Origin of the sequence: Streptomyces sp. NPDC017993 (assembly GCF_044328065.1) — a bacterium.
Taxonomy (GTDB): domain Bacteria; phylum Actinomycetota; class Actinomycetes; order Streptomycetales; family Streptomycetaceae; genus Streptomyces.
The window spans coordinates 48,362-73,518 of record NZ_JBIRGO010000023.1; the positions used below are offsets into that span (position 1 = coordinate 48,362).

A 25,157-nucleotide genomic window follows, 5' to 3' on the forward strand; every position below is an offset into this window, starting at 1 on the left:
CCGGGCCGGGCCCATGACCGGCCGATGATCACTCCTGCTGGTAGCGTGCTCTTGCACATTCGTTGCAATAAGCAGTCGTAAGCAGTTGGAGAGGCTGGGCATGGCCACCTACACACTTCCTGAACTTCCGTACGACTACTCGGCGCTGGCCCCGGTCATCAGCCCCGAGATCATCGAGCTGCACCACGACAAGCACCACGCGGCGTACGTGAAGGGCGCGAACGACACCCTGGAGCAGCTCGCCGAGGCGCGCGACAAGGAACAGTGGGGCGGCATCAACGGCCTGGAGAAGAACCTCGCGTTCCACCTCTCCGGCCACATCCTGCACAGCATCTACTGGCACAACATGACCGGCGACGGCGGTGGCGAGCCGCTGGAGAAGGACGGCGTGGGCGAGCTGGCCGACGCCATCGCCGAGAGCTTCGGCTCGTTCGCGGGCTTCAAGGCCCAGCTGACCAAGGCGGCGGCCACCACGCAGGGCTCCGGCTGGGGCGTCCTGGCCTTCGAGCCGGTCAGCGGCCGGCTGATCGTCGAGCAGATCTACGACCACCAGGGGAACGTCGGCCAGGGCTCGGTGCCGATCCTGGTCTTCGACGCCTGGGAGCACGCCTTCTACCTGCAGTACAAGAACCAGAAGGTCGACTTCATCGAGGCGATGTGGCAGGTCGTCAACTGGCAGGACGTCGCCAAGCGGTACGCGTCCGCCAAGCTCCGCGCGAACACCCTGCTGCCGGCGCCGTAGCACCCCTGCGGCGTTCCGCCGCCACGGACGTCCTGCCTCGTGATCGTCTTCTCAACCTTCACCCGGCAGGCGGCGCAAAGGCGAGGCCCCACGAGGACGTGACTCGTGGGGCCTCGCCCGTATCCGCTGTCGCGGTCCCGGGCCTCGGGTCTCGGGTCCCGGGTCCCGGGTCTCGGGTCTCGGGTCTCGGGCCGGGATCAGTCGAAGATCGGGCCCTGGGTGCGGGTGCGCTTGATCTCGTAGAAGCCGGGGATGGACGCGACCATGATCGTGCCGTCCCAGAGCTTGGCGGCGTCCTCGCCCTTGGGGGCCGGGGTGACGACCGGGCCGAAGAAGGCGATCTGCTCGCCGTCGGAGCCGGGGACGGCGATGACCGGGGTGCCGACCTCCTGGCCGACCAGGTCGATGCCTTCCTTGTGGGAGGCGCGCAGCTGCTTGTCGTACGCGTCGGAGTCCGCGGCGTCGGCAAGGCTCGCCGGGAGGCCGGCCTCCGCGAGGGCGTCCAGGATGGTCTCGCGGTCGCGGTCGCGGCCCTCGTTGTGGAAGCGGGTGCCGAGCGCCGTATAGAGCGCGCCCAGCACCTCGCTGCCGTGCTCCTGCTCCGCGGCGATGCAGACCCGGACCGGGCCCCAGGCCGTCCGCAGCAGTTCGCGGTATTCGTCGGGCAGCTCGTCCAGCCGGTTCTCGTTGAGTACCGCCAGGCTCATGACGTGCCAGCGCACCTCCACCGGGCGGACCTTCTCCACCTCCAGCATCCAGCGGGAGGTCATCCAGGCCCAGGGGCACAGCGGGTCGAACCAGAATTCTGCCGGGGTCTTGGCTGTCTCGGACACGTCGTCTCCTTGTGCGCGTTCCACTGCTTGTTCCGTCAACGCTTCAACCCCCGCCTGCCATGCCATGATTCCCGTGTTCGATATTCGAGACGAGGACAAGGGAGTCACGTCGTGCCAGGTGAGAATCTGTCCCGGGACGAGGCCCGTGAGCGGGGCCGACTGCTGAGTGTCGACGGGTACGACGTGGCGCTGGATGTCCGGTCAGCGGTGGACCGCGGCCCGGACGCCGCGACCTTCCGCTCCCGCACGACCCTGCGCTTCCGCTGCGCCGAGCCGGGCGCCTCGACCTTCGCGGATCTGCTCGCGCCCTCGGTCGTCTCCGTCACCCTCAACGGCCGCGAGCTGGACCCCGCCGCGGTCTTCGACGGCACTCGGATCTCGCTCGACGGGCTCGCCGCGGACAACACGCTCGTCGTCGAGGCGCGGTGCGCCTACAGCCGGACCGGCGAGGGGCTGCACCGCTTCGTCGACCCGGAGGACGGCGAGGTCTACCTCTACACCCAGTACGAACCGGCCGATGCCCGCCGGGTCTTCGCCAACTTCGAACAGCCCGACCTGAAGGCGCCGTTCACCTTCGAGGTCACCGCTCCGGAGGGCTGGACGGTCCTCAGCAACGGCGCGGAGGAAGGCCGGCCCGAGGGCGGCCGGCACCGGTTCGCGACGACGAGGCCGATCTCGACGTACATCACCGCGGTCGTCGCCGGCCCCTACCACTACGTCTCCGACAGCTACCGCCGCACCTTCGCGGACGGCACCGAGCTGGAGATTCCGCTGGGCGCGCTGTGCCGCAAGGGGCTGGCGAAGCACTTCGACGCGGAGGACATCTTCACCGTCACCAAGCAGGGGCTGGACTTCTTCCACGAGCACTTCGACTACCCGTACCCCTTCGGGAAGTACGACCAGGCGTTCGTGCCGGAGTACAACCTCGGCGCGATGGAGAACCCGGGGTGCGTGACGTTCCGCGAGGAGTTCATCTTCCGCGGCAAGGTGACCGCCGCGTCCTACGAGGGCCGGGCCAACGTCATCCTGCACGAGATGGCGCACATGTGGTTCGGCGACCTGGTCACCATGCGGTGGTGGGACGACCTGTGGCTCAAGGAGTCGTTCGCGGACTTCATGGGCGCGTTCTCGCTGGTGGAGGCCACGCGGTTCCGCGACGGCTGGATCACCTTCGCCAACCGCCGCAAGTCGTGGGCCTACCGCGCCGACCAACTGCCCTCCACCCACCCGGTCACCGCCGACATCCGTGACCTGGAGGACGCCAAGCTCAACTTCGACGGGATCACCTACGCCAAGGGCGCCTCGGTGCTCAAGCAGCTCGTCGCGTACGCGGGGCGGGAGGCGTTCCTGGAGGGCGCGCGGCGCTACTTCAAGCGGCACGCCTACGGCAACACCGAGCTGAACGATCTGCTGTCGGTGCTGGAGGACACCTCCGGGCGGGACATGGCGGCCTGGTCGCGCGCCTGGCTGGAGACGGCCGGCGTCAACTCCCTCACGCCGCAGGCCACCTACGACGCGCAGGGCCGGATCACGGAGCTGAGCATCCTCCAGGAGGCGGCGCCTTCGCACCCCGAACTGCGGCCGCACCGAGTCGCGGTGGGCCTCTACCGGCGCCAGGACGCGACCGGCGGGCTGGTGCGCTTCGCGCGCGCCGAGGTGGACGTCTCCGGGGCGCACACCGCCGTGCCGCAGCTGGCCGGCGCGGAGCGGCCCGAGGTGATCCTGGTCAACGACGAGGACCTCACCTACTGCAAGATCCGTTTCGACGAGGGCTCGCTGGCCGCCCTGCGCGCCCGGCTCGGTGAGATCGCCGACCCGCTGGCGCGCGCCCTGTGCTGGTCGGCGCTGTGGAGCATGACCCGCGACGCGCTGATGCCGGCCCGCGACTATCTGGGCCTGGTGCTGCGGTTCGCGGGCCAGGAGACCGACATCGGCGTGCTGCAGTCGCTGCACGGCCAGGCCCGTACGGCGCTGGAGCACTACACCGCGCCGGACCGCCGCGAGAGCGCCGGCCGCGAGCTGGCCGAGGGGGCGGTGCGCGAGCTGCGGCGGGCCGAGCCCGGCAGCGGCCACCAGCTGTCCTGGGCCCGGCATTTCGCCTCGGTCGCCTCGACCCCCGCCGACCTTCAGCTGCTGCAGGGCCTGGTCGACGGTACGGCCAGGATCGACGGCCTGGAGGTGGACCAGGAGCTGCGCTGGACGCTCCTGTCACAGCTGGCCTCGCACGGCGTCGCGGACGAGGCCGCGATCGACGCGGAGCTGGCCCGCGACGACACCGCCTCCGGCAAGCGCCACCAGGTGCGCTGCCTGGCCGCGCGGCCCTCCGCCGAGGTCAAGGCCGCGGCGTGGGCGGAGGTGGTCGAGTCCGACACCCTCTCGAACGCGCTGGTGGAGGCGACGATCAGCGGCTTCGCGCAGCTCGGGCAGCGGGAGCTGCTGGCGCCGTACACCGCGCGCTACTTCGAGGTGATCGAGCGGGTGTGGCGGGAGCGGTCCATCGAGATCGCGATGGCCGTGGTGCGCGGGCTGTTCCCGGCCTGGCAGGTGGAGCAGCGGACGCTGGACGCCGCGGACGCCTGGCTGTCCGAGCATGCCGAAGCGGCTCCGGCGCTGCGCCGGCTGGTCCTGGAGGAGCGCGACGATCTGGCCCGTGCACTGCGCGGACAGGCTTGTGACGCGGCGGCCGCGCCGAGGCCGTAACCCCCGAGCCGACCAGCCCCTTTCGGCACTCGAACGCCCGTACTTTAGGGCGGGGTTGTCCGGGTTGTGCCACGGGCGTGTAACAGCGGTTAGGGGGCGGTCGGGGAGCGGGAATGGCCGGGTCATGAACCACGACACCCCGCTCTCCCCGCTCCCCCTCCGCCACCTCTTCGACGCCCGCTGCCGGGTGCTGACCTCCCGCCGGCTGCGCGAGCACGGCGTCGGGACGACGGAGATCACCGAACGGTGCCGTCCCGGCGGCCCCTGGCAGCAGCTGCTGCCCGGTGTCCACCTGCTGCACCCGGGCCCGCCGACCGAGGAGGAGCGGCTGCACGCCGTCCTGCTGTACGCCGCCCAGCGCGGGCCGACCGTGCCCAGCCAGGCCGGCCCGGCCCGGGAGACGCCGGAGGCGATGATCACCGGTCTGGCGGCGCTCGCCCTGCACGGTTTCTCCGCCGCTCCCCCGCTGCCGTCCCTGGACCGGATCGAGGTACTGGTGGGCCGGACCCGGCGGCTGCGCTCGACCGGTTTCGCGCTGATCGTGCGGGCGCAGGAGATGCCGGTGCCCGAGGAGGTCTCCGGGGTGCTCACCGCGCCGGTCCCCCGCGCCCTCGCGGACGCGGTCGGCCGGCTGACCGACGCGTCGGCGGTGCGCCGTCTGCTGACCGAGGCGGTGCGCGGCGGGCACTGCGAGGCGACCGCGGTGGTACGGGAGTTGACCCGGGCGCGGCTGCTGACCCGGCCGCACGTGGTGGACGCGGTGGACACCCTGCTGGCCGAGGGCCGGGCGCTGGCCGAGCAACGGCTGTACGCGATGGTGCACACGCACGGCCTGCCCGACCCCCTGTGGAACGTCGATCTGCGGCTGCCGGGCGGGCCGCATCTGGGAGGCGTGGACGCGTTCTGGCCGGAGCACGCGGTCGCCCTGGAGATCGACACCCGGACGTCGCGCCTCGAGGAGGACCCGCTGCGCTCGCCCTACGACCGCAAGCGGGAGCATCTGGAGCGGCTGGGCATCACGGTCGTGCGCTGCGCGCCGCGCACCCTGCGGGAGGCGCCGGAGCAGCAGGCCGCGGTGATCCGTACGGCGCTGATGGCGGCGACGGACCGGGAGCCGAGCGCGTATGTGGCGGTCCTGCCGCGGTAGGCGCGGGCAGGTCAGCCGCGCTGCAGGAGCAGTTCGACGTTGCGGTCGGTCGGGGTGCCGGCGAGGTCGGTGCGGCCCGCGGGGGCGTTGCAGGACAGCTCGCGGTAGAGGGCGGCGAGGCCGGTCTGGGAGAGGTCGGAGAAGTCCGTGCGGTGCGGGGCGGCCGACTCGACCAGGGTGGTGAACAGCGACAGGGTGCCGTCGTGGTTGTCCACCAGCTCGATGACCCGGGCGAGCTGGGGGAAGTCGATGTGCGAGGCGGTGGAGATCTCCCAGAAGCCGCCGTGCGGGGTGATGTCGTTCTTGTGGCTGTGGCCGTTGATCCAGCCGACCACACTCGGGTGGCCGGCCAGCAGCTCGACGAGTTCGTCGCCCCCGTAGCGCCGCTCGTGGGGGCGGGCCGGGTCGGGGCGGGTGTTGTTCATGGTCTTGCTGGTGTGGTGGCTGAAGATCAGGACGTGCGCGTTCGCGTGCTTCTCGTTGTCCTTGAGCGTCTGCTGGAGCCAGCGCCACTGCCCCTCGCCGACGGAGCCGGTGTAGTGGCCGCCGGGGTCGGTGGTGTCCAGGCTGATGCCGAGGACGTCGTCGGAGACCGGGAAGCTGTAGTAGAGCCGGTCCTCGGCGAGGTGGTCGGCGGTGTAGCCGTGGCCGTGCGGGCCGGGGCCGGTGTACGCCGGGTCGAGGTGCGCCTTGAGGTACTCGGCCCGGGTGAAGGGGGCGCGCCGCTCGTCGGGGGTGACCGGCCGTGCCTTCTTGGCCTGCGACATCAGCAGCTGCTTGAAGTCCTCACCCCGGGGGTCGAGGCCGTCCTTGACCGCCTTCCACACCCGCGCGGCCTCCGCCGCGGGCAGCGTCTCCAGCTTGCGGCCGCCGGTGGCGATCTCGGTGAAGAAGGGGTCGCCGGGGGCGTAGCAGCCGCCCGGCAGCGAGTCGTGGTTGCCTACCGTGGAGTACCAGGGCAGCCGCAGCCCGGGGCTGTGGACGGTGCGGATGGCGGCGGCGAGGAAGCCTTCGAGCTGCGGGAAGCCGCGCTGCTTGTCGGTGTCGCGCAGGGCGCTGTCCGGCTGCCAGTACAGGGGCAGCCCGCTGTCCTGGACGCCTTCGTAGCGACGCGGGGCCCCGGAATTGGGGGTGATCCGGCCGCCGCTCATCACGGTCAGGAACCAGTCGAGTTCGAGGCGCGAGTTGTTGTCGGTGTTGTCGCCGGTGGTCATGACGAAGGACAGCGGGGCGCCGGTGGCGGGGCCGCCCGGCAGCGCGTTGACCCGCTCGATCAGCGAGATCACCCCGGCCACCGACAGCGCCTCCTGCGGCCGCCAGGCGCTGGCGGTCTCCGAGCGCAGGTACTCGTAGCGCAGCGGGCTCTGCACATCGACCAGGTGCAGGTCGGTGAACTGCACGAACGACGCCAGCGCGGTGCGGCGGTCCGCGCGCCCGCCGTGGGCCGAGGCGAGGTCGGCGCGGACGACCCGGTCCCAGCCGGGACCGTCGTCGAGCCGGCGGAAGCCTCCGGTGCCGCGGGGGGTGGCGACGTTGCCGAGGGTGGTGCCGCGGGCGTACGGCACGCGCGGTACCGCGGGGGCCTCCACGGGCTCGGGGGCCGCGGGGGCCGGCCCCGGGGGGACGGTGGCGGCTGCGGCGGGCCGCTCGCCGCCGACGCCCAGGGTGAGGCCAAGCCCGGCGGCCGCGCCGACGGCGCCGGTGGCGGCCAGGAAGGTACGGCGGTCGAGGGTGGCGGCGGCGGACCGGATACGGGACATGCGCGAACTCCCCGGGTGCGAACGCGAAGGCGGCCGGGCAGCGCAACTGCCCTGTCACCAGGGATGTTTGGCAGCCGGGGTAACTTGCGCGTGAACGGCACCGCAACGCAGCCCGCCCATCACCGCACAGAGGTCCCGGCGCCGGCGAGCGGTCATCGTCCTCTGGCCGCGGGGGCGGGTGACGGTCACCGGGTGTTCATCTGGCGGGGTAGCGGGGCCATGATCCGGGCCGGCGGTCCGGGCTGCCGGCCCGAGGTCCGCCGGGCCCGCGCCCTCCGCGGGTGACCCCCGTCCGGCGGAGTGAGCCGCGGCACACTCCGGCCCCGTCGCGCCCCGTCCGCCGGAGCGTGTCCGGCCGCGCCCCGGACACCCCGATACCGCCGCTTTCGCCTGTGGTGCGGCACTCTTGAGGGACGGGCACACCCCCGAGCGGTGCCGTCTGCCGGGCTCCGCGGCGTGGAACGGACGCTCCACGTAGTGGAACGGATTGGCAACGCGACGGGTGTCACACACATGATGGGAGCGCTTCTGAGCAGGTGTTCCCAGCAGACACCGGATGTCAGGTTAGGAAGAAGGAGTCCCATGAGGATCGGAATCGTCGGAGCCACCGGACAGGTCGGCGGCGTGATGCGCGGCATTCTCGCCGAGCGGAACTTCCCGGTCGAGCAGCTTCGCCTGTTCGCTTCGGCCCGGTCCGCCGGACGCACGCTGCCCTGGCAGGACACCGAGATCACCGTCGAGGACGCGGCCACCGCCGACTACTCGGGGCTGGACATCGTGCTCTTCTCCGCGGGCGGCGCGACGTCCAAGGCGCTGGCGGAGAAGGTCGCCGCCGCGGGCCCCGTCGTGATCGACAACTCCTCGGCCTGGCGTCGTGACCCCCAGGTGCCGCTGGTCGTCTCCGAGGTCAACCCCTCGGCGATCACCGACCGCCCCAAGGGCATCATCGCCAACCCGAACTGCACCACCATGGCCGCGATGCCCGTGCTGCGTCCGCTGCACGACGAGGCCGGCCTGGTCTCGATCATCGTCTCCACCTACCAGGCGGTGTCCGGCAGCGGTCTCGCCGGCGTGGCGGAGCTGGACAGCCAGGCCCGTAAGGTCATCGACCAGGACGCCACCAAGCTGACGCACAGCGGCGCGGCGGTGGAGTTCCCCGAGCCGGACAACTACGTCCGCCCGATCGCCTTCAACGTGCTGCCGATGGCCGGCTCCATCGTCGACGACGGTCTGAACGAGACCGACGAGGAGCAGAAGCTCCGCAACGAGAGCCGCAAGATCCTGGACATCCCGGAGCTGAAGGTCTCGGGCACCTGTGTCCGCGTGCCGGTCTTCACCGGCCACTCGCTCCAGATCAACGCCCGGTTCGCGCGCCCGGTCAGCGCGGCCCGCGCCCAGGAGCTGCTGGCCGGTGCCCCCGGCGTCAGCATCTCCGAGGTCCCCACCCCGCTGCAGGCGGCGGGCCAGGACGCGTCCTTCGTCGGCCGTATCCGCGAGGACGAGACGGTCGAGAACGGCCTCGCGCTGTTCGTCTCCAACGACAACCTCCGCAAGGGCGCGGCGCTGAACGCCGTCCAGATCGCGGAGCTGGTCGCCGCGGAGCTGCGCGGCTGATCTCCACCGCAGCTCCTGTGCGACAGGGCGGGCGGAGCCGGTACGTACCGGCTCCGCCCGCCCTGTCGTACAGGTGCGCTCAGAGCGCCAGGTGGCGGCGCAGCGCCACGTCGATCTCCGCCATGCGCTGCCGCGGGACCGCGCCGACCTTCTGGCGTATGCGCTCGGGTGTGACGGAGCGGACCTGCTCGCACTGGGCCTTGGAATCCTTGGGCAGCCGGCACTCGTCGGCGGGGAGGAACACCTGGAAGGAGAGGACCCGCGAGGTGTTCGACGTCAAGGGGATCACCGTGACCACGCCGCGGCCGTTGAACTCGACCGACTGGTTGGCGCCGTTGTTGGACACGATCACCGCCGGGCGGACCTTGTTGGCCTCACTGCCGCGGACGGGCTCCAGATCGATCATGTAGACGTCACCACGCCTCATCGGTGAGTCCGTCCCCGCTCGCGCGATCCCACAGCGCCGCGTCCTTGCTCGCGTCCCACTCCGCGAATGCCTCGGTGTACTCCGCCTCGAGGTCCCCGGCACGCAGCAGCTCGATAGCGGCGTGTATCACGGCGGACCGCGATTCGGCCTCCGTCCTCTTCGCGTACTCGTCGACGAACGCGAGATCCTCCGGAGGCAGGCTCACACTGATCTTCATACCCCGATGCTACCGAGGTTCCTACCATCGCGCTACCGCTGATATTGCCCGTCGCTCACCCAAGGTCACGTGGAAGGATGGCCGAAGAGTCCGATCCGATGACCCCTGCGAAGGAGATGAACGGGTGCCTGGCACGAATCTGACCCGCGACGAGGCGCAGCAGCGCGCGCGGCTGCTGACCGTGGATGCGTACGAGATCGATCTCGACCTCTCCGGCGCACAGGAGGGCGGCACGTACCGGTCCGTGACGACGGTGCGCTTCGACGCCGCCGAGGCGGGCGCGGAATCGTTTATCGACCTGGTCGCCCCCACCGTTCACGAGGTGGTCCTCAACGGCGAGGCGCTGGATCCGGCCGAGGTGTTCGAGGACTCCCGGATCGCGCTCGCGGGACTGCGCGCCGGCGGCAACGAGCTGACGGTGGTCGCGGACTGCGCGTACACCAACACCGGTGAGGGGCTGCACCGCTTCGTCGACCCGGTGGACGAACAGGCTTATCTCTACACGCAGTTCGAGGTACCGGACGCCCGCCGGGTGTTCGCGAGCTTCGAGCAGCCGGACCTGAAGGCGACGTTCCGGTTCACCGTGAAGGCGCCGGAGGGCTGGACGGTGATCTCCAACTCGCCGACGCCCGAGCCGGAGGGCACGGTGTGGCGCTTCGCGCCGACGCCGCGGATCTCCACCTACATCACGGCGCTCATCGCCGGGCCGTACCACAGCGTGCACAGCACCTGGGAGGGTGACGGGCGGTCGGTGCCGCTGGGCATCTACTGCCGGCCCTCGCTGGCCGAACACCTCGACGCGGAGGAGATCTTCGCCGTCACCCGGCAGGGCTTCGACTGGTTCCAGGAGAAGTTCGACTACCCCTACCCGTTCGCGAAGTACGACCAGCTCTTCGTGCCGGAGTTCAACGCGGGCGCGATGGAGAACGCCGGCGCGGTCACCATCCGCGACCAGTACGTCTTCCGCTCGAAGGTCACCGACGCGGCCTACGAGTCGCGCGCCGAGACCATCCTGCACGAGCTGGCGCACATGTGGTTCGGCGACCTGGTCACCATGGAGTGGTGGAACGACCTCTGGCTGAACGAGTCGTTCGCCACCTACACCTCGATCGCCTGCCAGGCGTACGCGCCGGGCTCGAAGTGGCCGCACGCCTGGACGTCGTTCGCGAACTCCATGAAGACCTGGGCCTACCGGCAGGACCAGCTGCCGTCCACCCACCCGATCATGGCCGAGATCCGCGACCTGGACGATGTGCTCGTCAACTTCGACGGCATCACCTACGCCAAGGGCGCCTCGGTGCTCAAGCAGCTCGTCGCGTACGTCGGCATGGACGAGTTCTTCACGGGCGTGCAGGCGTACTTCAAGGCGCACGCCTTCAAGAACACCCGGCTGAGCGATCTGCTGGGCGCGCTGGAGGAGACCAGCGGGCGCGATCTGAAGACCTGGTCGAAGAAGTGGCTGCAGACCGCCGGGATCAACATCCTGCGCCCGGAGATCGAGGTGGACGCGAACGGCCACGTCACCTCCTTCGCGGTGCGCCAGGAGGCGCCCGCCCTGCCGTCCGGCGCCACCGGCGAGCCGGTGCTGCGCCCGCACCGCATCGCGATCGGCTGCTACGACCTCCAGGACGGCAAGCTCGTCCGCACCAGCCGTATCGAGCTGGACGTGGACGGCGACCTGACGAAGGTGCCGTTCCCCGCGAACACCCCGCGGCCCGCCGTCCTCCTGCTCAACGACGACGACCTGACCTACGCCAAGGTCCGCCTGGACGAGGAGTCGCTGAAGGTCGTCACCGAGCACCTCGGCGACTTCACCGAATCGCTGCCGCGCGCTCTGTCCTGGGCGTCCGCCTGGGACATGACGCGGGACGGCGAACTGGCCACCCGTGACTACCTCGCGCTGGTGCTGTCCGGCATCGGCAAGGAGTCGGACATCGGCGTCGTCCAGTCGCTGCACCGCCAGGTGAAGCTGGCGCTGGAGCTGTACGCGGCGCCCGAGTGGCGTGAGACGGGTCTGGCGAAGTGGACCGAGGCGGCGCTGGAGCAGCTGCGGGCCGCGGCGCCGGGCAGCGACCATCAGCTGGCGTGGGCCCGCGCGTTCGCCGCCACGGCCCGCACCGACGAGCAGCTGGACCTGCTGCAGGGCCTGCTGGACGGCACGCAGGAGCTGGCCGGGTTCGCCGTGGACACCGAGATGCGCTGGTCGCTGCTGCAGCGGCTGGCCGCCGCCGGCCGGGCCGACGAGAAGGCCATCGCCGCGGAGCTGGAGCGCGACAAGACCTCGGCGGGCGAGCGGCACGCCGCGACGGCGCGGGCGGCGCGTCCGACGGCCGGTGCGAAGGCCGAGGCGTGGGCCTCGGTGGTGGAGTCCGACAAGCTCCCCAACTCGCTCCAGGAGGCCGTCATCGGCGGCTTCGTGCAGACCGACCAGCGGGAGCTGCTTGCGCCCTACACCGCGCGGTACTTCGACGCCGTCAAGGACGTCTGGAACTCCCGCAGCCATGAGATGGCGCAGCAGATCGCGGTGGGCCTCTACCCGGCGCTGCAGGTCTCGCAGGAGACCCTGGACGCGACGGACGCCTGGCTGGCCTCGGCCGAGCCGAGCGCCGCGCTGCGCCGGCTGGTGACCGAGTCCCGTGCGGGCGTCGAGCGGGCACTGAAGGCGCGGGCGGCGGACGCGGCGGCCGGCTGACGCCCCTGGGGCGTCGGCAAGGCATCGAGCGAGGGGCGCCCGGGACCGAGTGGTCCCGGGCGCCCCTGTGCGTGGCGGGTGCGCCGGTCGTCATCCGTGAAACCGCCCGGCGGACGGGCGTCGGTGCGCAGCCGTCCGCCGGGCGAGTGAGGGACCGCCGGGCCCCGTCCGCCCACGGGGCCCGGCGGAATCGGCGTGGCGGGCGGTCAGCCGTTGAGCTCGTCGAAGCGGCGGCCGAGTTCGGCGCGCCCGCTGTCGGTGAGGCTGCCGTGCACCCGCATCCGGGCGAGCCCGCCGTCGGGGAAGACGTCGAGCCGTACGTGGGTGGCGGTGACGGCCCCGGTCAGCTTGAAGCGGTGCGGGGTGTCGGGCTGCAGCTTCGTCCGCGGCAGGATCTCGAACCACGAAGCGTCGTCGGCCAGGTCACCGGCGGTCGCGTCGCAGCCGTAGAGCGCGGCCCAGCCGGCGGAGTTGCCCTTGAGGTAGGCGGTGTCGATCTCCACGGCGCGTATCTCGCCCTGGGCGGCGAGGCGGAAGCGGACCCAGTCGTTGGTGCCCTTGACCCGGCGGCGGCGGTTCTCCCAGCCGTCGTCCATCTTGCGGGACAGGTCGGGCTGGATGATCTGGGTGGGCGAGGAGTAGAAGCGGTCGGAGGCGTCCTCGACGGTGCCGCCGTGCATCACGGAGGCCAGGTCGAGGGTGCCGAGCACGTCCAGCCACTCGGGGTCGGGCACGACCTCGCCGTAGACCCGCAGGCGGGCGATGCCGCCGTCCGGGTGCTGCTTGAGGCGCAGGTGCGTGAAGCGACGCTCGGCGGTGACCTCGAAGCCGTTGGCGGCGTGGCCGCGGACGGGCGTGCGCGGGACCAGCTCCTCCCACTTGACGTCGTCGGCGAGCAGGGCCTCGGGGCTGGGGCTGCCCGGCAGCGAGGTGGCCTCGACGGTGACCTGCTGCGGGTAGTTGCCGCGGAAGTGCGCGGTGTCGATGATGACCCCGCGGATCACGCCGGGGGCGGCGAGGCGGATCAGGGCCCAGTCGTGCTCGTCGTCGGTGGGGAAGGGATGGTCACCGTCCGCGCCGCGGCGGCGCCGGGTCTCCCAGCCGTCCATGATCTTGCCCTTGTGGCCGAAGTGCTCGGGGTCGAAGACCGCCGGAGTCGGCTTCAGCAGGTTCTCGCGCTCGGCGAAGAACTCGTCGTTCGCGGCGATCACACCGGCGCCGAAGCGGCGGTCGGCGAGATCGACGAGCGAGGTGAAGGGGAAGTCCCCGCCGCGGTAGTCCGCGTAGGGGTCTCCGCCACCGTACGGGTTGGCGTCGTTGGCGTGCGGATCGTTGGAGGCGGCGGCTGGGGTGGTGGTCATCTCTGCCCTTCGCTGTGGCCGGTGCTGACCTCACCACCGTCGCAGGGCCCACCGGGCAGGTCCATCGAAAGTTCTTGAGGAATACATTCAGCGGAACTGAACGGTTCAGACGTGCGGGCCGCCCCCGGACGCCCGGGGAGCCTCGCCCCGTGACGGGGTCGCCGCGGCCTGCTGGAGCGCGGCGAGCACCCGGGCCAGGCCCGGCGCCCCCTCGGAGCCGCGCCGCGCGGCGGCCACCACATGGCGGCGCGGCTGGTCCGCGTGCAGCACCCGCAGCGCCACCCCGGTGACCACCCGCTCCCCGCGGCCGGCCGTCCCGGCCGCCATCGCCATCCGCGGCACCAGGGCGACGCCCATCCCCGCCGCGACCATGGCCAGGATGGCGCCCCAGTCGGCGGCGGCGTGGGCCTGTTCGGGGACGAAGCCGGCGCTCTCGCAGGCCGTGGTGGTGATCTGGGACCAGGGCCCGCTGCTGCCGAAGATCCACGGTTCGCCCGCCAGGTCGGCCAGCCGCAGCCCCGGCTCGGCGACCAGCGGATGACCGGCCGGCAGCGCCACGTCCAGGGGGTCGGCGAGCAGCGAGACCCGGCTGAACCTGGGGTCGCGCGGGGTCGGCGCGTGCGCGGCGAGGGACAGCGCCAGATCGACGGCGCCCTCCGCCAGCAGCTCGTACGCGGCCTCCGCCTCCGCCTCCCGCACCGCGACGGCCAGGCCCGGATGCGTACGGCGCAGCTCCTGGACGGCCGGCACCACCAGCGCGGGGATGGCCGTGGAGAACGCCCCGACGCGCACCTGACCGGCCTCTCCCTTGAGGTAGCCGAGGAGTTCGGCGTCCGCGCGCTCCAGCTGGGCGAAGACCGCCTCGGCGTGCCGAAGCACCAGGTGGGCGGCGTCGGTCAGCCGCACCCGCCGCCCGTGGGCCTCCAGGAGCGTGACGCCGAGCTGCTTGGCGAGGCCCGTCAACTGCTGCGAGACCGCCGAGGGCGTCATGTGCAGCGCCTCGGCGGTCGCGGTGACCGTACCCAGCTCTTGGAGGGTGCGCAGGATGCGCAGCTTCTTGATGTCCCAGTCGGCCATGCGGGCAGCGTACGCACCCGCCCCGGTGGTCACCGGGTGCCGCCCGCCGCCCCCAGAGCGACCCCGGCGACGATCAGCGCCATGCACAGCACCTGCACGGCCCCGACGCCCTCACCGAGGACGGCCGCCGACAGCAGCGCCACGCACACCGGCTGGAGGTAGTAGACGACTCCGGCCCGCGCGGCCCCGACCAGCGCGATCGCCTTGTTCCAGGTGAAGTAGGCGACGGCGGAGGAGAGCACGCCGATGTAGAGCAGCGGACCAGCCGTCGACGCCGTGAGGTCGAAGCCGCCTTCGACGGCGAGGCTGACGCCGTAGGCGGGCAGCAGCATCGCCGCGCCCAGGGCGAAGGTCATGAAGAGGAAGGAGAGGCCGCCGATTCCTTCGGGGCGGCGGCGCAGCATGGCGCTGTAGCCGGCGAAGGCGGCGGTCGCTGCCAGCATCCAGAGGTCGCCGGTGGCGAAGTCGAGGCGCAGGACGGCCGCCGGGGAGCCCTTGCCGACCAGGGTGACGACGCCGAGCAGGGCGATCGCCATGCCGACGGCTCGGCGCGCACCGAGCTTCTCGCGGCCGCCGCGCCGTCCGACGAGGTCGAACAGCGCGATCATCGCCGGTGAAGCCGCCGCGATCATCGCCATGTTGGTGGCGGAGGTGCTGCGGCCCGCTTGGTAGATGAGGGTGTTGAAGAGGGTGACGCCCAGCAGCGCGGCGGCCGCCAGGAAGGGCAGGTGCGGGCGGATGACCGGCCACTGGCGGCGGACTTGCGGGAGGGCCATGGGCGCGACGGCGAGCAGGGCGATGATCCAGCGCCAGAAGGCGGTCTGCACGGGCGGGACGCTGTCGTGCAGGGCGCGGGCGATGACGAAGTTGCCGGACCAGACGACGGTCGCCGTCAGGGCGAGCGTCAGCCCCATTCCCTGCGCGGACGGTGTACGGGGTGCGCGGATGCTCTCCAGGACTGCTGCCACGGGTTCCTCTCCCTCGGTGGTGTGGAGATCCACCGTGACAGCCCGCCATTCATCAGGTCCATCGAAAACTTTCGATCAATTCATTAAGGTGAGCTGAACGATCGATGGGAACCCGGGCGGGAGAGGCGGGCCCGGCCCCCGACGGGCCCGCCTCCGGCGTCCGCTACGCCTTACGGGCCTCGCGGCGGGCGATCAGCGCCGCCCTGCGCTCGTCGAACTTCCGCGCCTGGTCGTCCAGGCCGCCCATGAAGAGCCCGAGCTCCTCCTGCGCCTCCAGCCCGGCCGGGCCGAGGCCACCGATCTCCAGCACCTTCAGGAAGCGCAGCACCGGCTGCAGCACGTCGTCGTGGTGGATGCGCAGGTTGTAGATCCCGCCGATGGCCATCCGGGCGGCGGCCCGCTCGAAGCCGGGCATGCCGTGGCCGGGCATCCGGAAGCCGGTGACGACGTCGCGTACCGCGCACATGGTCTGGTCCGGGGCGAGCTCGAAGGCCGCGCCGAGGAGGTTGCGGTAGAAGACCATGTGGAGGTTCTCGTCCGTGGCGATACGGGAGAGCATCCGGTCGCAGACCGGGTCACCGGAGTGGTGGCCGGTGTTGCGGTGCGAGATGCGGGTGGCGAGCTCCTGGAAGGCGACGTACGCGACGGAGTGCAGCATGCTGTGCGCGTTGTCGGACTCGAAGCCCTCCTCCATGTGCGCCATGCGGAACCGCTCCAGCTGGACCGGGTCGACGGCGCGGCTGGTGAGCAGGTAGTCGCGCATGACGATGCCGTGCCGACCCTCCTCCGCGGTCCAGCGGTGCACCCAGGTGCCCCAGGCGCCGTCCCGGCCGAAGAGGCTGGCGATCTCGTGGTGGTAGCTGGGGAGGTTGTCCTCGGTGAGGAGGTTGACCACGAGGGCGGTCCGGCCGATGTCGGTGACCTTGGACTGCTCGGGGGCCCAGGCTTCGCCGCCCATGACCCCGTCGAAGTTCCGCCCGTCACTCCAGGGCACGTACTCGTGCGGCATCCACTCCTTGGCGACCTTCAGATGCCGGTTGAGTTCCTTCTCGACGACCTCTTCGAGCGCGTAGAGCAGCTGAGCGTCGCTCCATGCGGTCTGGCCGCGCTCTCCGTTCTGGCGGGCGGGGGCGATGGTCATACGGGAACTCCTGGGGACGACGATGACCTACGGGGACGCAGGTTGACCTACGGCTCCGTAGGTTACGTCATCGTAGGTTTGGTTCGGTTAAACACTTCGGCCCTCGCAAACCGCCCGAAAACCGCCCGATAGCCTCCCCGCAACCGGTTTCTCACCTGCGGAAACTCCCCCCAGGTACGACAAAGGGCGCCCTCCGGTTCAACAGAACCGAGGGGCGCCCGAGGCGTCACCGGTGGCCGGTGTCAGCCCTTGGTCTTGGCCGGCTTGTCGCTCTTGTCGCCCACCATGACCAGCCCGGCGATGACCAGGAAGAGAACGAGGGGCGCGGCGACGTAGAGGCCGAGCGTCTCGATCACGCTCAGACCCGGACCCGGGTCGTCTCCGTCGTCGCGCGTGAGCGCAAACGCGGGGGACGACATCAGCAGCATCAGCGCGGTGCCGGCCGTGATGGTTCCGGCGCGCAGGACATTCTTATTGACCTTGTTGCTCACGAAGTCAACGTATCGGACCCACCGTCGCCCCGCGCGCCCGGGGGTGGGCTTTTGCGGCCCGTCACGCCGGCGGCCGGCTGCGGTGCAGCGTGACCGGCTTCAGGTACGTCCGGCCCCTGGCCTCCTGCACCACGACCCGTACGGCGTCCGCGGTCACCGGGGCGGGCAGCGCGAGAATCCGCCGGTGCCCGATGGTGGTGCCCTCGGCGATCTTCGTCCAGGCGCCGCCGGTCCGCGCCTGGACGGTGAACCGCTCCACCCGCTGACCGTGCCGGATGTCCTCGGCGAGGCCGACCCGGTCGAAGGTGCGGGGGCCCGGGGCGCCGGCGCGCAGGTCCGTGCCGTAGGTCTCGCGTACGGCGGTGCCGAAGGCGGTGAGCGAGGCGACGTCCTCGGCGGCGATCCGGCCGTCCCGGGCCGGCGGCACGTTCAGCAGCAGCGAGGCGTTGCGCCCGACGCTCTTCTCGTAGAGGTCCAGCAGCGCGCCTGGCGTCTTGGGCCGCTCCTGCGGGTGGTGGAACCAGCCGGGACGCAGCGAGACGTCGGCTTCCGCCGGATACCACTGGAGGTACTTGGTGGTGGGCGCGAGGAGCTTGGCGCGGGAGCCGATGTCGGCGTCGGTGGAGTCGTTGGGCAGGCCGCCTGCCATCACGGTCCAGGGGTCGGCGGTGGAGGGGGTGACGCTCCACTCCGTCTCCCGCGCGATGCCCTGCTCGTTCCCGACCCAGCGGGCGCCTTGGGGGCCGGCGAAGACCACGGTGTCCGGGGAGAGCTGATGGATCATCCTGAACCACTGCGCGACGTTGTACTTCTGGGTGATGCCGGAGTCCGTCCACGGGTTCGCGCCGTCCAGCCACAGCTCGTCCAGGGGCCCGTAGCGGGTGAACAGCTCGTAGACCTGGTTGAGGTAGTAGGCGTCGTAGTCGTCCGCCCGGACGGTGAAGGTGGGCAGCTCGCCGCTGCGGACCGCGGCGGCGCGGTCGTCGCCGGGGACGAGGGTGGGGATGGTGCGTTCGGTGACCTTGCTGCCGTTGCCGAACCGGCCAAGGCCGCGGGGCGCCTGGTCGCCGTCCTCCAGCGCGACCCGTTCGGGCAGGCTGAGCGGCTTGCCCTCCGCCTGCTTCTTGCGGATCTCCTCGACCCATCCGGCGTGCCAGGCGTGCGGAAGTTCGGCGCCGTCGGACGGCGAGAGGTAGATGCCGACCTTCAGCCCTGCCTTGCGGGCCGCCTTGACGTAGGCGCCGACGACGTCGGGGCTGCCGGGGCTCTTGGCCACCGAGTGCGGGGTGTAGCGGCTGGGGTAGAGCACGAAGCCGTCGTGGTGCTTGGCGGTGAGCATCACCTGCTCGGCGCCGGCCGCCTTGTAGGCCCGCATCCACTGGTCGACGTCGATACTGCCGGGGCGGAAGAGCTTTTCGTCCTCGGCTCCCGAGCCCCACTCCCGGTCGGTGAAGGTGTTCATGCCGAAGTGCGTGAAGGCGGTCACCTCCCGTCCCTGCCAGGCGAGTTGCCCTTTCGTGGGGACGATGTGGGCGGCCTTGTCGATGATCCGGTCCGGGCTGTCGCAGGGCTCGATCGCCATCTGGGAGGCCGGGCGGACCGGCCCGTCGCAGGCGCCCGGGTGCGGTGAGAGCTGCGCGGGCGCCGCCTGGGAGGCGGGGACGGGAAGAAGCGCGGCGGCCGCGGCGAGCGCCAGCGCGCAGAGGGTCCGCCGGGTGGGGCGCCGAGCCGGAGATCCGGGCGTGCGGGGAGCGCCTGGGGCGCTGCGGGCCCTGCGGCTTCCGGGAGTCCGTTCCGTGCGGGATGCCATGGTGCCCTCCAACTCGCCGGCCATGAATGGTCGGATGTCTGGATGGTGTCCACGGCATGGTGCCGGACGGGACGACGTACCGGAAGGGTGCGCGTCAAGAACGGCGCTGAGGGTGACCGTCCGCCAATTCCCGCATCAGGGCATGCAGTCGGGGCGACGCGGCGAGTTCTTCGAGGGTCTGCGGCCGCCCGTCCGGGCCGGCGATCGGCAGCCGCCAGTTCGGGTATTCATCCCATGTACCGGGGAGGTTCTGCGGCCTGCGGTCCCCCACCGCATCCGGCAGCCACACCCCGACCATCCGCGCGGGCGTCCGCAGCAGAAAGCGATGCACGGCCTTGACCGCCGCCTCCTCGTCGCCCGCCCCCTCGGGCAGCAGCCCGCGGTGCGCCAACTCGCGCAGCCACTCCGCCAGTTCGTACTTCGCGCGGGACCGCTCCCGCTCCGCGGGCCCGGCGAGCAGCCCCAGCCGCTCACGCAGCGCGACATCCTCGCCGGTCAGCCGCGCGGCGGTGGTGGGCAGATCGTGGGTGGTGACGGTGGCCAGGCAGTCGCCGCGCCACTCCTCGGGGGCCAGGATGCGGGCCTCGCCGTCGGGCGCCGGCCGCGCCGCGGACTCCGCGCCGTCCGCCCCGCCGTCCGCCCCGCCGCCGTAGTCCCGCTCGAACCACAGGACCGAGGTGCCGAGCACGCCCCGCTCGGCGAGCGCGTCCCGCACACCCGGCTCGACGGTCCCCAGGTCCTCGCCGATCACCGACGCGCCCGCGCGGTGCGCCTCCAGCGCCAGCACGGAAAGCATCGCCTCGCCGTCGTAGCGGACATACGCGCCGTCCGTCGGCGGCCGGCCCTCCGGGACCCACCAGAGGCGGAACAGCCCCATCACATGGTCGATGCGCAGCGCCCCGGCATGCCGCAGCAGCCCGCGCAGCAGCTCGCGGTACGGGGCGTACCCGGCGGCGGCCAGCGCGTCGGGGCGCCACGGCGGCAGGCCCCAGTCCTGGCCGCGCGCGTTGAAGGCGTCCGGCGGCGCGCCGATGGACATGCCGGCGGCGAAGGCGTCCTGCTGGGCCCAGGTGTCCGCTCCGGAGGGGTGCACACCGACGGCGAGGTCGTGCACCAGCCCGACGCCCATCCCGCTCTCCCGCGCGGCCCGCTGCGCGGCGGCCAGCTGCTGGTCGGTGAGCCAGGCGAGCCGGCAGTGGAAGTCGACGCGGTGCAGCAGCTGCGTGCGCAGCCGCGCGGTGGCCGCGGAGCGCGGGTCGCGCAGCGCGGCCGGCCAGGAGCGCCAGTCGGGGCCGTGCACCTCGGCGAAGGCGCACCAGGTGGCGTGGTCGTCCAGGGCCTGGCCCTGTTCGGCCAGGAAGTCGCAGTACGCGGCGCGGCGGCCGGGCGTCAGGGGAACCTCCCCCAGCAGCTCCAGGGCTTCCTTCTTCAGCTCCCAGACCGCGTCCCGGTCGATCAGCGCACCTCGGTCGAGGACGTCCGCGCGCAGCGCCGACGCCCGGCCGGCCAGGTCGTGGGCACGTAAGCGGGCGGCGCCTGCCAGGTGGGCGTACTCGGGGACGTGCTCGATGCGCAGGTGGACGGGGTCGGGGAAGCGGCGGGAGGAGGGGCGGTAGGGCGAGGGGTCGGTCGGCGGGCCGGGGACGGCCGCGTGCAGCGGGTTGAGCTGGACGAAGCCGGTGCCGAGGGAGCGCCCGGACCAGGCCGCGAGGTCCGCGAGGTCACCCAGGTCACCCATGCCCCAGGAGCGGCGGGAGAGGAGGGAGTAGAGCTGCACCATCAGGCCGTGGCTGCGGCCGGGCGGCGCCGGCACCCGGTCGGGGGCGACGATCAGGCGGGCGTGGGCGGTCCGGCCGTCGGGGGCCTGTGCGTGCAGGGAGTGGATGCCGAGCGGCAGCCGGTCCGGCGCCCAGGGGCCCCGCGCGCCGTCGTCGCGGGCGCGCCCCTCCAGCACCTGCCCGTCCTCGGTCTCCACCCGAAGGCCGGTGCCTTCGGGGAGGTCCGCGAGGTCCGGTGGGCGGCCGGGGCGCGCGACGACGGTGCGGGGCAGCAGGGCCCGACCGGGGTGCCCGGGGCCGTCGGGGAAAGCGTCCAGGGCGGCGCGTACGGCCTGCGGGGTCGAGGCGTCGACACCCAGCGCGGCCAGGACGGCGACGACGGTGTCGTCCCCGATGTGGACGGTCTGCCCGGGAGAAGGTTCATACGACACGGCGATGCCGTGCAGCTGAGCGAGCCGCTTGCGGCCCATGGGTCCTCAGACCTCCATGGACTCCGTACCCAGGCCGGTGGCTGTCGGCTCGCTGGTCAGCGGCAGTTCCGCGGAGATCGGGACCTCGCTGGTGAGCGGCGCGATGTCGGCGAGCGGCGGCTCGCTGGTCAGGGGCGGCTCGGCGAAGCTGAGGGTGCCCGAGCCGTCGAGGCCCGAGTCGGGGTCGGAGACCCCGTCGAAGAGGTCGTGCTCCATCGACGCACCTCCCTGTTTGTACGACAGGGCATCGAGCAGGAGCTGAGCGGATGCGGCCACTGGGGGCCTCCCGTTCATCGGTAATGGGACAGGTTCTGCTCTACCCACGGAACACGTTCGCAGACGTATCCGGCCTGCAAACGTGAGTCAGTTCACATTCTACCGTCCGCAGGCGATTTCACTGCGCGGACCGCCCAGGGGCACAGGGATCACCGGCTGAAGGCACCCCGGGACGGAATTTCTGCGGGCCACCGGGCACCTCCGGCGAACGGCCACCGCGGGGCAAATCCGGCACTTCGGCGCCTGCCCGGGACGTCCCACATCGCACAGTTGACACCTCACCGCCACAATGGTGGGCTCACAGCCGAAGGTCTGTCCGAACGGGCACCGGGGATCGCGACACCACCGGTTCCACGCCGCGCGCACCACGACCACGGCTTTGCACGGCGGCGCGGGTCCGGCGGACGAATCTTCGAGCACAGCCAGGCCGTGAGACGGCCGGGCTGCTGGGGTAACGGGGTATCGGGACAACGGGGTAACGGGGCGCCGGCGTGAGCCGGCATGCACTGTGACGGGGACGAGGAGCAGCCGTGCGAGTCCGGGGCGGATGGAGCGTCGGAAAAATCGGTAGGAGCGGCAGGGGCACACGCGCGCGGGTGGCGGGGACCACCGCGCTGGCCGCAGCGGTCATCGGAGGTCTGCTCGGCGGCGCGCCAAGCGCCCAGGCGGCACCCGCGGACCCGTCCGTGGGCGCCCCCGACCAGCCCGACCGGCCGGCCGGCGCGGGGCAGCCACCCGCGGTCTGGCCGCGCCCCCAGTCGATGCGTGAACTGGGCGCCGCCGTGCCGCTCGGGGGTGAGGCCACGCTGGTCGCCGCACCGGATACCGACCCGTACGCCTTGGACGTCCTGCGCGGCCTGCTGCGCGACGCCGGGGTGGGCACGGTCCGCGAGGCGGCGCCCGGCGCGCGGCCGCCCCAGGCGGGCCCGCTGATCCTCGTCGGCGGTCAGGGGGCCGAGGACGCCCTGCGGGCGCTGCGCGCCCCCGCCCGCGCGGATCTGCCGGCCGGCGGCTACCGCCTCGCCGTCGGCCAGGTCGCCGGCCGCGACACGGTCGCCCTGGACGGCGTCGGCACGGACGGCCTCTTCCACGCCGCGCAGACCCTGCGCCAGCTCGTCACCGGCCGTGCGGGCGGTGGCCGGGAGCTGGCGTCGGTGACGGTGCGGGACTGGCCGGTGACCTCGGTGCGTGGCACCACCGAAGGCTTCTACGGCCAGCCCTGGAGCCAGTCGCAGCGGCTCGCCCAGCTGGACTTCATGGGCCGCACCAAGCAGAACCGCTTCCTGTACGCGCCGGGCGACGACCCGTACCGCCAGGCGCAGTGGCGCGACCCGTACCCGGCCGCGCAGCGCGCCGACTTCCGGGCGCTGGCCGAGCGGGCCCGCGCCAACCACGTCACCCTGGGCTGGGCGCTGGCGCCCGGCCAGGCGATGTGCCTGTCGTCCGAGGAGGACATGCGGGCGCTGCGGCGCAAGGTCGACGCGATGTGGGCGCTGGGCGTGCGCTCCTTCCAGCTCCAGTTCCAGGACGTCAGCTACAGCGAGTGGCACTGCGGAGCCGACGAGGAGATCTTCGGGTCCGGGCCGCGGGCGGCGGCCGAGGCCCAGGCCAGGGTCGCCAACGCGCTCGCCGGGCACCTCGCGGAGCGCCATCCGGGCGCAGTGCCGCTGTCCGTGATGCCGACCGAGTACTACCAGAACGGCGCGACGGCGTACCGCGGCGCGCTCTCCGACGCCCTGGACAACCGGGTCGAGGTGGCATGGACCGGCGTGGGCGTCGTCCCGCGCACCATCACCGGCGGTGAGCTGTCCACCGCCCGCCGGGCCTTCGGCCACCCGCTGGTCACCATGGACAACTACCCGGTCAACGACTACGCCCAGGACCGGCTCTTCCTCGGCCCGTACACCGGCCGCGAGCCGGCCGTGGCCACCGGCTCCGCCGCGCTGCTCGCCAACGCCATGGAACAGCCCCTGGCCTCCCGCATCCCGCTGTTCACCGCCGCCGACTACGCCTGGAACCCGCGGGACTACCGCCCGGCGGAGTCCTGGAACGCCGCCATCGAGGACCTGGCGGGCGGCGATGCGCGGGCCCGTACGGCGCTGCGCGCCCTCGCCGGCAACGACGCGTCCTCCGTGCTGGGCGCCGAGGAGTCGGCGTATCTGCGGCCGCTGATCGCCCGCTTCTGGAAGGCCCGCGAGGCGGCGACCAACCACGGCAGGCCCGGCGAGGACGCGGACTTCGCCAAGGCGGCCAAGGCACTGCGGGCCGCCTTCCACGCCATGAGCACCGCGCCGCGTGACCTGCATTCGGACCTGGCCGCCGAAGTGCGCCCGTGGGCCGAGCAGTTGGCCCGCCACGGCCGGGCCGGCGAGCACGCCGTGGACACCTTGACGGCCCAGGCCCGGGGCGACGGGGGTGCCGCCTGGACCGCGCAGCGTGCCGCGCAGAAGGAGCGCCGCGAGACGGAGCGCAGTTCGGTGACCGTCGGCAAGGGGGTCCTCGCGCCGTTCCTGGAGCGCGCGATGATCGAGGCCGACGCGTGGACGGGCGCGCACAAGGACTCCCCGCGGCCCAACGAGGGCGCCGACCCCACGGCCCTGACCGTCCCGTTCGGCCGGGTCCGCCCGCTCGCGGCGGTCACCGCGCTCACCGAGCCGGGCCCGTCCGCGGACGCCGTCTTCCTGGAGGCGCACGTCCCCGGCCAGGGCTGGCGCCGCCTCGGTGCCGCGTCGGCCACCGGCTGGACCGAGAAGCGGACGGCCGGCCTGCGTGCCGACGCGGTACGCCTGGCGTGGCCCAGGGGCGCGGACGCCCCGTCCGTGCACGCGCTCACCCCCTGGTTCGACGACACCGCGCCCGCCGGGCTGGAGCTGTCCCGCACCGAGGTTGACGCGGAGACCGGCGGCAGCACGAGCGTGGACGCCCGGATTTTCTCCCGCCGCCCCGCCGACGTCCGCGAAAAACTCGACGTCAAGGCGCCCAAGGGCTTCACCGTGCACGCGCCGGACCGGGTCACCGCGCCTCGTGGCGGCACCGCGACCGTCCGTGTCACCGTCGACCTCCCCGAGGACACCCCCTCGGGTACGTACGAGATCCCCGTCACCTTCGCCGGGCAGAAGCAGACGCTGACGGTGCGGGCCTATCCCCCCACCGGCGGACACGACCTGGCGCGGGGCGCCCGGGTCACCTCCTCCGGCGACGAGACGCCGGACTTCCCGGCCTCCGCCGCGACCGACGGCAAGTCCTCGACGCGGTGGTCCTCCCGCCTGGAGGACGACGCCTGGCTGCAGTTCCCGCTCCCCCGCCCGACCCGGCTCGGCCAGGTCGTCCTGCACTGGCAGGACGCCTACGCCGCCGGCTACCGCGTGCAGGTCTCCGCGGACGGCCGCAGCTGGCGCACGGCGGCCACCGTCCGCGACGGCAAGGGGGGACGCGAATCGGTCCGGATGGACGCCGAGGACACCCGGTACGTGCGTGTCCAGGGCGACCGGCGGGGCACCCGTTTCGGCTACTCGCTCTGGTCGGTGGAGGCGTACGCGGTGACCGGGAAGCCCTCCGAGGACACGCCGAAGAAGCCCGAGAGCCCCGGCCGGGGCCGGGGCCGGTGAGCTCCGTCCGGGGGCGGCGCACCCGTCCCCGGACGAAGAAACCCG

Annotated in this window: 18 protein-coding genes; 6 read left to right on the top strand and 12 right to left on the bottom strand. The window is 72.4% G+C overall.

All coding sequences use genetic code 11. The annotated features are described in order from the left end of the window. Positions 1-100 precede the first annotated feature (100 nt). Positions 101-742, top strand: coding sequence for a superoxide dismutase (locus ACH4FH_RS32340; protein ID WP_398559506.1), 642 nt, complete (start codon positions 101-103; stop codon positions 740-742). Between the two features lie 197 nt (positions 743-939). Here the strand turns inward: ACH4FH_RS32340 and ACH4FH_RS32345 are convergent, their stop codons facing one another. Continuing rightward, the gene (locus tag ACH4FH_RS32345) at positions 940-1,575 is read right to left on the bottom strand and encodes a DsbA family protein (protein WP_398559507.1); all 636 of its coding nucleotides are present in this window, start codon (positions 1,573-1,575) and stop codon (positions 940-942) included. A 111-nt stretch (positions 1,576-1,686) separates the two neighbouring features. On the opposite strand from ACH4FH_RS32345, the gene pepN (ACH4FH_RS32350) reads away from it, so the two are divergent. Continuing rightward, positions 1,687-4,275, top strand: a complete 2,589-nt coding sequence (gene pepN, locus ACH4FH_RS32350) for an aminopeptidase N (protein ID WP_398559508.1) — start codon at positions 1,687-1,689, stop codon at positions 4,273-4,275. 124 nt (positions 4,276-4,399) lie between these two features. Further along, positions 4,400-5,422 (top strand): hypothetical protein, encoded by a 1,023-nt coding sequence (locus ACH4FH_RS32355; RefSeq protein WP_398559509.1) that lies wholly within the window; start codon positions 4,400-4,402, stop codon positions 5,420-5,422. A gap of 11 nt (positions 5,423-5,433) precedes the next feature. On the opposite strand, the gene ACH4FH_RS32360 is transcribed toward ACH4FH_RS32355, so the two are convergent. Next, positions 5,434-7,182 (bottom strand): TIGR03767 family metallophosphoesterase, encoded by a 1,749-nt coding sequence (locus ACH4FH_RS32360; protein WP_398559510.1) that lies wholly within the window; start codon positions 7,180-7,182, stop codon positions 5,434-5,436. A 582-nt stretch (positions 7,183-7,764) separates the two neighbouring features. Here ACH4FH_RS32360 and ACH4FH_RS32365 point away from each other — a divergent pair. After that, positions 7,765-8,796 carry an aspartate-semialdehyde dehydrogenase gene (locus ACH4FH_RS32365; protein ID WP_398559511.1) on the top strand — a complete coding sequence of 344 codons (1,032 nt, stop codon included), beginning with the start codon at positions 7,765-7,767 and terminating at the stop codon, positions 8,794-8,796. Positions 8,797-8,875: 79 nt separating this feature from the next. Here the strand turns inward: ACH4FH_RS32365 and ACH4FH_RS32370 are convergent, their stop codons facing one another. Together ACH4FH_RS32370 and ACH4FH_RS32375 are read right to left on the bottom strand one after the other, a co-directional pair. Further along, positions 8,876-9,223: a type II toxin-antitoxin system PemK/MazF family toxin gene (locus tag ACH4FH_RS32370; RefSeq protein WP_398559512.1), complete on the bottom strand. Its 348-nt coding sequence runs from the start codon at positions 9,221-9,223 to the stop codon at positions 8,876-8,878. After that, positions 9,210-9,440, bottom strand: coding sequence for a ribbon-helix-helix domain-containing protein (locus ACH4FH_RS32375; RefSeq protein WP_398559513.1), 231 nt, complete (start codon positions 9,438-9,440; stop codon positions 9,210-9,212). The genes ACH4FH_RS32370 and ACH4FH_RS32375 overlap by 14 nt, the downstream gene beginning before the upstream one ends. A 124-nt stretch (positions 9,441-9,564) precedes the next feature. Between ACH4FH_RS32375 and pepN (ACH4FH_RS32380) the strand changes: the two genes are divergently transcribed. After that, positions 9,565-12,132, top strand: a complete 2,568-nt coding sequence (gene pepN / locus ACH4FH_RS32380) for an aminopeptidase N (RefSeq protein WP_398559514.1) — start codon at positions 9,565-9,567, stop codon at positions 12,130-12,132. A 206-nt stretch (positions 12,133-12,338) separates the two neighbouring features. On the opposite strand, the gene alc is transcribed toward pepN (ACH4FH_RS32380), so the two are convergent. The 8 genes from alc to ACH4FH_RS32420 all read right to left on the bottom strand — a co-directional run bounded on the left by alc (position 12,339) and on the right by ACH4FH_RS32420 (position 21,504). Continuing rightward, positions 12,339-13,493: an allantoicase gene (alc, locus tag ACH4FH_RS32385; RefSeq protein WP_398559515.1), complete on the bottom strand. Its 1,155-nt coding sequence runs from the start codon at positions 13,491-13,493 to the stop codon at positions 12,339-12,341. A gap of 105 nt (positions 13,494-13,598) precedes the next feature. Continuing rightward, the gene (locus tag ACH4FH_RS32390) at positions 13,599-14,570 is read right to left on the bottom strand and encodes a LysR family transcriptional regulator (RefSeq protein ID WP_398559516.1); all 972 of its coding nucleotides are present in this window, start codon (positions 14,568-14,570) and stop codon (positions 13,599-13,601) included. A gap of 29 nt (positions 14,571-14,599) precedes the next feature. After that, positions 14,600-15,484: a DMT family transporter gene (locus ACH4FH_RS32395; protein ID WP_398559550.1), complete on the bottom strand. Its 885-nt coding sequence runs from the start codon at positions 15,482-15,484 to the stop codon at positions 14,600-14,602. 217 nt (positions 15,485-15,701) lie between these two features. After that, positions 15,702-16,679, bottom strand: coding sequence for an acyl-ACP desaturase (locus ACH4FH_RS32400; RefSeq protein WP_398559517.1), 978 nt, complete (start codon positions 16,677-16,679; stop codon positions 15,702-15,704). A 242-nt stretch (positions 16,680-16,921) separates the two neighbouring features. Continuing rightward, positions 16,922-17,170, bottom strand: coding sequence for a hypothetical protein (locus ACH4FH_RS32405; RefSeq protein WP_398559518.1), 249 nt, complete (start codon positions 17,168-17,170; stop codon positions 16,922-16,924). Between the two features lie 61 nt (positions 17,171-17,231). Beyond that, on the bottom strand, positions 17,232-18,980 hold the full coding sequence (locus ACH4FH_RS32410; RefSeq protein ID WP_398559519.1) for an alpha-L-fucosidase: 1,749 nt from the start codon (positions 18,978-18,980) through the stop codon (positions 17,232-17,234). A gap of 94 nt (positions 18,981-19,074) precedes the next feature. Next, on the bottom strand, positions 19,075-21,228 hold the full coding sequence (malQ, locus tag ACH4FH_RS32415; RefSeq protein WP_398559520.1) for a 4-alpha-glucanotransferase: 2,154 nt from the start codon (positions 21,226-21,228) through the stop codon (positions 19,075-19,077). Positions 21,229-21,234: 6 nt separating this feature from the next. Beyond that, entirely contained in the window at positions 21,235-21,504 is a 270-nt protein-coding gene (locus ACH4FH_RS32420; protein ID WP_398559521.1) for a hypothetical protein, read from the bottom strand. Positions 21,505-22,100: 596 nt separating this feature from the next. On the opposite strand from ACH4FH_RS32420, the gene ACH4FH_RS32425 reads away from it, so the two are divergent. Beyond that, positions 22,101-25,112 carry a beta-N-acetylglucosaminidase domain-containing protein gene (locus ACH4FH_RS32425; RefSeq protein WP_398559522.1) on the top strand — a complete coding sequence of 1,004 codons (3,012 nt, stop codon included), beginning with the start codon at positions 22,101-22,103 and terminating at the stop codon, positions 25,110-25,112. Positions 25,113-25,157: the final 45 nt, after the last annotated feature.

Excerpts from the sequence above, each read along its gene's own strand:
- alc (WP_398559515.1), bottom strand. The coding sequence starts at position 13,493 with ATGACCACCACCCCAGCCGCCGCCTCCAACGATCCGCACGCCAACGAC.
- ACH4FH_RS32395 (WP_398559550.1), bottom strand. The coding sequence starts at position 15,484 with ATGGGGCTGACGCTCGCCCTGACGGCGACCGTCGTCTGGTCCGGCAAC.
- ACH4FH_RS32370 (WP_398559512.1), bottom strand. The coding sequence starts at position 9,223 with ATGAGGCGTGGTGACGTCTACATGATCGATCTGGAGCCCGTCCGCGGC.
- ACH4FH_RS32340 (WP_398559506.1), top strand. The coding sequence starts at position 101 with ATGGCCACCTACACACTTCCTGAACTTCCGTACGACTACTCGGCGCTG.
- ACH4FH_RS32375 (WP_398559513.1), bottom strand. The coding sequence starts at position 9,440 with ATGAAGATCAGTGTGAGCCTGCCTCCGGAGGATCTCGCGTTCGTCGAC.
- ACH4FH_RS32360 (WP_398559510.1), bottom strand. The coding sequence starts at position 7,182 with ATGTCCCGTATCCGGTCCGCCGCCGCCACCCTCGACCGCCGTACCTTC.
- ACH4FH_RS32355 (WP_398559509.1), top strand. The coding sequence starts at position 4,400 with ATGAACCACGACACCCCGCTCTCCCCGCTCCCCCTCCGCCACCTCTTC.
- malQ (WP_398559520.1), bottom strand. The coding sequence starts at position 21,228 with ATGGGCCGCAAGCGGCTCGCTCAGCTGCACGGCATCGCCGTGTCGTAT.
- ACH4FH_RS32400 (WP_398559517.1), bottom strand. The coding sequence starts at position 16,679 with ATGACCATCGCCCCCGCCCGCCAGAACGGAGAGCGCGGCCAGACCGCA.
- ACH4FH_RS32365 (WP_398559511.1), top strand. The coding sequence starts at position 7,765 with ATGAGGATCGGAATCGTCGGAGCCACCGGACAGGTCGGCGGCGTGATG.
- ACH4FH_RS32390 (WP_398559516.1), bottom strand. The coding sequence starts at position 14,570 with ATGGCCGACTGGGACATCAAGAAGCTGCGCATCCTGCGCACCCTCCAA.
- ACH4FH_RS32410 (WP_398559519.1), bottom strand. The coding sequence starts at position 18,980 with ATGGCATCCCGCACGGAACGGACTCCCGGAAGCCGCAGGGCCCGCAGC.